Origin of the sequence: Nocardia sp. NPDC058497 (assembly GCF_042720195.1) — a bacterium.
GTDB lineage: Bacteria > Actinomycetota > Actinomycetes > Mycobacteriales > Mycobacteriaceae > Nocardia.
This window is the reverse complement of sequence record NZ_JBHXMY010000405.1, coordinates 1-5453: the sequence shown is the minus strand read 5'-3', so window position 1 is coordinate 5453 and position 5453 is coordinate 1. Positions and strand designations below refer to the sequence as shown.

Genomic DNA, 5453 nt, shown 5'->3' with positions numbered 1-5453 from the left:
TTGCGCCCGGACTGGAACAGCGCCGAGATATCGTCGACCTCCTTCGCGTAGCCCATCCGCTTGTAGACCTGGGCGTGGAAGTTCAGCTCGGGCGCGCCCATGCCGCCGATATAGAGCGAGGTCACCCACCGCATCCGCTCGATCTCTGCCTCAGGCTCGTCGGTGAGCACCACCTGGGCGCTAGCGGCGATCTCGAAATCGGCCCTGCCGCGCCGGGCGCCCGGGCGCGCGAACCCCTCGTCGAGCCACTCGTTGTACATGCCGGCCAGGCGCGGAGCGTAGTAGATGGCCAGCCAGCCGTCGGCGATCTCGGCGGTCTGGGCGACATTCTTCGGACCCTCCGCACCCAGCCAGATCGGCAGGTCAGCGCGCAAAGGATGGACGATCGGCTTGAGCGGTTTGCCGAGTCCGGTCGCGCCGGGGCCGGTGTAGGGCAGGCCGTAGTGCTTGCCGTCGGAGGTCACCGGGGCCTCGCGTGCCAGCACCTTCCGCACGATCTCGACATACTCGCGGGTGCGCCGCAGCGGCTGGGCGAACGGCTGCCCGTACCAGCCCTCCACCACCTGCGGACCGGAGACACCGAGACCGAGGATGGCCCGGCCGCCACTGAGGTGGTCAAGGGTCAGGGCGTGCATCGCGGCCGCGGCGGGCGTGCGCGCCGACAGCTGCGCGACCGAGGTACCGAGCCGGACCCGCTCGGTCTTCGACCCCCACCACGCCAGCGGCGTGAAGGCGTCCGAGCCCCAGGACTCGGCCGCGAACACGGCGTCGAAGCCGGTTTCCTCGGCCGCGACGACCAGCTCGCCGGCGTTGGCGGGCGGCTGCGCACCCCAGTAACCGAGTTGCAGTCCGAATTTCATGACCGACGCCCTTTCCGGCGAATCCTTGCCAGCAGAATAAGAACCTGTTCTACTCGATATCGTGACCCAGGGGAATACCGCAGTGGAAGTATTGAGTGCACCCCTCCGGGTGCAGTTCGACTACACCAGGTCCGTCGGACCTGTCATCGGCGCCTTTCTGACCGGACTGCGCGAGGGCCGGATATTCGGCGTTCGTGGCAGTGACGGCCGGGTATTGGTGCCCGCGCAGGAATACGACCCGATCACCTCGGCCCCGCTGGCCGAGCTGGTCCAGGTCGAGCCGACCGGCACGGTGCAGTCGTGGACATGGGTGGCCGAGCCGCTGCCCGGGCAGCCGTTCGACCGCCCGTTCGCGTGGGCCCTCGTCCAGCTGGACGGGGCCGACACGGCGATGCTGCACGCGCTGGACGTGACCGACCCGAGCCAGGTGAGCACGGGTATGCGCGTGCGGGTGCGCTGGGCCGACGATCGCACTGGAACGATTCAGGACATCTCCTGCTTCGAGCCGGGCGAAGGCGCCGAGGCCGCGGCGCCGTCCGAGGACACCGCCGAGCCGGTGACCATGCTGACCACGCCCTGCGACATGAGCTACAAGCACACGGCCTCCCCGCAGGAGAGCGTCTACCTGCGCGGCCTCGCCGAGGGCAAGCTGATCGGCGGACGTTCCGAAGCGGGCGGGCGGGTGTACTTCCCGCCGCGCGGCGCCAACCCGACCGACGGCACGCCGACCGACGACCTGGTCGAGCTGCCCGACAAGGGCACGGTGACCACCTTCTGCATCGTGAACGTGCCGTTCCTCGGCCAGCGGATCAAGCCACCGTATGTGGCCGCCTACGTGCTCCTCGACGGCGCCGACATCCCGTTCCTGCACCTGGTTCTCGGCTGCGAGGCGTCCGAGGTGCGGATGGGCATGCGGGTCGAAGCCGTGTGGAAGCCGCGCGAGGAGTGGGGCCACGCGCTGGCCAATATCGACCACTTCCGGCCGAGCGGTGAGCCCGATGCCCCGTACGAGTCCTACCAGCACCACCTCTGAGAGGCGACGTGAGTACACCAGAAATCGCGGTGGTCGGGTTCGCCCACGCACCGCACGTGTCGGAGACCTTCGGCACCACCAACGGCGTCGAGATGCTCGTGCCGTGCTTCCAGCAGCTCTACGCCGATCTCGGCATCACCAAGACCGATATCGACTTCTGGTGCTCCGGGTCCTCGGATTACCTGGCGGGACGGGCGTTCTCGTTCATCTCCGCGGTCGACGCGATCGGCGCGGTGCCGCCGATCAACGAGTCGCATGTGGAGATGGACGCCGCGTGGGCGCTCTACGAGGCGTGGGTGAAGCTGCTCTCCGGGCAGGCGCAAACCGCGCTCGTGTACGGCTTCGGCAAGTCGTCGGCGGGCACCCTGCGTCAGGTGCTGACCAGGCAGCTCGACCCGTATCTGGTCGGCCCGCTGTGGCCCGACGCCGTCTCGGTCGCGGGCCTGCAGGCACGCGCCGGGCTGGACGCGGGCCGCTGGACCGAGCGCGAGATGGCCGCCGTCGCCGGTGGTGACATCGAATCCCTGCTCGCCGCACCGTATGTCGCCGATCCGCTGCGCGCGCACGACATCGCCCCGATCACCGACGGTGCGGCCGCGATCGTGCTGGCGGTCGGCGATCGGGCCAGGGAGCTGTGCGAGCGCCCGGCGTGGATCACCGGCATCGCGCACAATATCGACGCCCAGGCGCTCGGTGGCCGGGACCTGACCCGCTCGCCCTCCACCACCAGGGCGGCCGCGGCCGCGACCGGTGGTGACACCACCTTCGACCTGGCCGAACTGCACGCGCCGTTCAGCCATCAGCAGCTGATCCTGGCCGAGGCGATCGGCCTGTCCCCCGAGACCCCGGTCAACCCGTCCGGCGGTGCGCTCGCGGGCAACCCGATGTTCGCGGCGGGCCTCGAGCGGATCGGCAACGCCGCGACGGCCATCATCTCCGGCACCGCCAACCGGACTCTCGCTCATGCGACCAGCGGCCCCGCGCTGCAGCAGAACCTGGTCGCCGTTCTGGAATCGGAGGCACCACGATGAGCTTCCCCGCGGCGGTGCTCGGCACCGGCCAAACTCATCACGTGACGAAACGCGCGGACGTGTCCATGGCGGGCATGTGCCGTGAAGCGATCGATCGGGCGCTCGATGACGCGGGCCTGACCATCGACGAGATCGACGCCGTCGTCGTCGGCAAGGCGCCCGACTTCTTCGAGGGCGTCATGATGCCCGAGCTGTATCTCGCCGAGGCGCTCGGCGCGATCGGCAAGCCGCTGCTGCGCGTGCACACCGCGGGCTCGGTCGGCGGATCGACCGGCGTGGTCGCCGCCAATCTGGTGCAGGCGGGCGTGCACGGCAAGGTCCTCGCGATCGCGTGGGAGAAGCAGTCGGAGTCGAATGCCATGTGGGCGTTGTCGATTCCGGTGCCGTTCACCATGCCGGTCGGCGCGGGCGCCGGTGGCTACTTCGCCCCGCACGTGCGCTCCTACATCCGCCGCTCCCATGCCCCGATGCACATCGGCGCCATGGTGGCGGTGAAGGACCGGCGCAACGGCGCGAAGAATCCACTCGCGCATCTGCACCAGCCCGACATCACCATGGAATCGGTGCTGGCGTCCCAGATGCTGTGGGATCCCATCCGGTTCGACGAGACCTGCCCGTCCTCCGACGGTGCCTGCGCCCTGGTGATCGGCAACGCCGAGGCCGCGGCGGCGGTGGAGGCCGAGGGCAAGAAGGTCGCGTGGGTGCACGGGACCGCGATGCGCACCGAGCCGACCACCTTCTCGGGTCGTGACCAGGTCAATCCGCAGGCGGGCCGGGACGCGGCCGCCGCGCTGTGGAAGTCGGCCGGGATCACCGATCCGCTCGAGGAGATCGACGTCGCCGAGATCTACGTGCCGTTCTCCTGGTTCGAGCCGATGTGGCTGGAGAATCTGGGCTTCGCCGCCGAAGGCGAGGGCTGGAAACTCACCGACAAGGGCGAGACCGAGATCGGTGGCCGTATCCCGGTCAACCCCTCCGGCGGCGTGCTCTCCTCCAATCCGATCGGCGCCTCCGGCCTGATCCGCTTCGCCGAGGCGGCCAAGCAGGTCATGGGCCGCGCCGGCGCGTACCAGGTCGAGAATGCCCGCAAGGCGATGGGACACGCGTACGGCGGTGGCTCTCAGTACTTTTCGATGTGGGTCGTGGGAAGCGAGCGCCCGGAATGAAGTTCACTCTCGGTATCGCGCTGAGCCCGCTCGACCAGCTGACCGAGCTGGCCAAGACGGCCGAAGAATGCGGGTTCACCTCGATCGGCCTGCCCGACTCGCTGTTCTACATGAAGTCGCAGGCCGCCGACTACCCGTACACCCCGGACGGCAGCCGGTTCTGGGGGCCGGAGACACCGTGGGTGGATCCGCTGATCGGCGCGGCCGCCATGGCCGCGGTGACCACGAAGCTGCGGTTCTACACCAATGTCCTCAAGCTCGGCTCGCGCAATCCGCTGCTGCTGGCCCGCCAGGTCGGCTCGATCGCCAACATGTCGGGTAACCGCTTCGGCTTCGGCATCGGGATCGGCTGGGCTCCTGAGGAATTCGAGTGGTGCGGGGTGCCCTATGCCCGCCGCGGCGCCCGGGTCGACGAGATGATCGAGATCATCCGGCTCGTCCTCGACGGCGGCATGGTCGAGTACCACGGCGAGTTCTTCGATTTCGGCGAGTTGCAGATCAGCCCGGCTCCCAGTGAGCGGGTGCCGTTCTACATCGGCGGGCACACCGGTCCGGCCCTGCGCCGGGCCGCCCGTATCGGTGACGGCTGGACCTCGGCGATGATGAAGTTCGACGATCTGGTCACCACCATCGCGACCCTGCGCGAGCTGCGGGCCGAGTACGACCGGTCCGAGGTGCCCTTCGAGATCCAGGCCGTGTGCATCGACAAGTTCGGTCGCGGCGGCTACCAGGATCTGGCCGACGCCGGCGTCACCGACACCATCGTTGTGCCGTGGCTGTCCGACGGTATCGGCTTCGACGGCGAGCTGGCCGCCAAGCAGGACTCGCTGCGCAAGTTCGCCGAGAAGTACATCGCCGACCCGATCGTCGCGAAGGGCAAGCCATGACAGAGATTGCGGTAGCCCGCTCGGCGCGCGCAGCCGGCCTGGCCTCCCAGGCGGCGGTGCGGGCCAAGGACCGGGCGGCCTGGGTCGCGCTGTTCGCCGAGGACGGGATCGTCGAAGATCCGGTCGGCCCTTCGGGTTTCGACCCGGAGGGCGTCGGCCATCGTGGCCACGAGGCGATCGGCGGCTTCTGGGACAAGGCGATCGCGCTGACGGAGTCGATCGAGTTCCTCTTCGAGGACTCCTTCGCCTGCGGCAACGAGATCGCCTTCACCGGCAAGATCCGCACCACCATGGCGGGCCACGTGATCGACGCCGAGGGCGTGTTCACCTACAAGGTCGACGCCGAGGGCAAGATCGCCGCGCTGCGCGCCTTCTGGGAGGTGGACCGCGCCATGGCCACCACCCGTCGCGCGTCCTGACACAGCACGCAGAACAGCCCCGGCACCGCTGCGGTACCGGGGCTGTTTGGCATATCC

General features: G+C 69.1%; 6 protein-coding genes. 5 read left to right on the top strand and 1 reads right to left on the bottom strand.

Features of this window, described 5'->3' with window-relative positions; translation table 11 throughout:
* A partial coding sequence (locus ACFWPJ_RS23285) for an LLM class F420-dependent oxidoreductase (protein ID WP_378854507.1) occupies nucleotides 1–860 on the bottom strand: 860 nt, incomplete at its 3' end.
* A gap of 61 nt (nucleotides 861–921) precedes the next feature.
* Here ACFWPJ_RS23285 and ACFWPJ_RS23280 point away from each other — a divergent pair.
* From ACFWPJ_RS23280 to ACFWPJ_RS23260, 5 genes are read left to right on the top strand one after another with little or no spacing between them, the layout of a single operon-like run.
* Nucleotides 922–1893: a Zn-ribbon domain-containing OB-fold protein gene (locus ACFWPJ_RS23280; protein ID WP_378854506.1), complete on the top strand. Its 972-nt coding sequence runs from the start codon at nucleotides 922–924 to the stop codon at nucleotides 1891–1893.
* Nucleotides 1894–1901: 8 nt separating this feature from the next.
* The gene (locus tag ACFWPJ_RS23275; protein WP_378854505.1) at nucleotides 1902–2924 is read left to right on the top strand and encodes a thiolase domain-containing protein; all 1023 of its coding nucleotides are present in this window, start codon (nucleotides 1902–1904) and stop codon (nucleotides 2922–2924) included.
* Complete coding sequence (locus ACFWPJ_RS23270) at nucleotides 2921–4090, top strand: thiolase domain-containing protein (protein ID WP_378854504.1); 1170 nt, start codon at nucleotides 2921–2923, stop codon at nucleotides 4088–4090. The genes ACFWPJ_RS23275 and ACFWPJ_RS23270 overlap by 4 nt, the downstream gene beginning before the upstream one ends.
* The gene (locus ACFWPJ_RS23265; RefSeq protein WP_378854503.1) at nucleotides 4087–4977 is read left to right on the top strand and encodes a TIGR03619 family F420-dependent LLM class oxidoreductase; all 891 of its coding nucleotides are present in this window, start codon (nucleotides 4087–4089) and stop codon (nucleotides 4975–4977) included. The genes ACFWPJ_RS23270 and ACFWPJ_RS23265 overlap by 4 nt, the downstream gene beginning before the upstream one ends.
* Nucleotides 4974–5396: a nuclear transport factor 2 family protein gene (locus ACFWPJ_RS23260; protein ID WP_378854502.1), complete on the top strand. Its 423-nt coding sequence runs from the start codon at nucleotides 4974–4976 to the stop codon at nucleotides 5394–5396. Before ACFWPJ_RS23265 ends, ACFWPJ_RS23260 begins: the two co-directional genes overlap by 4 nt.
* Nucleotides 5397–5453 lie beyond the last annotated feature (57 nt).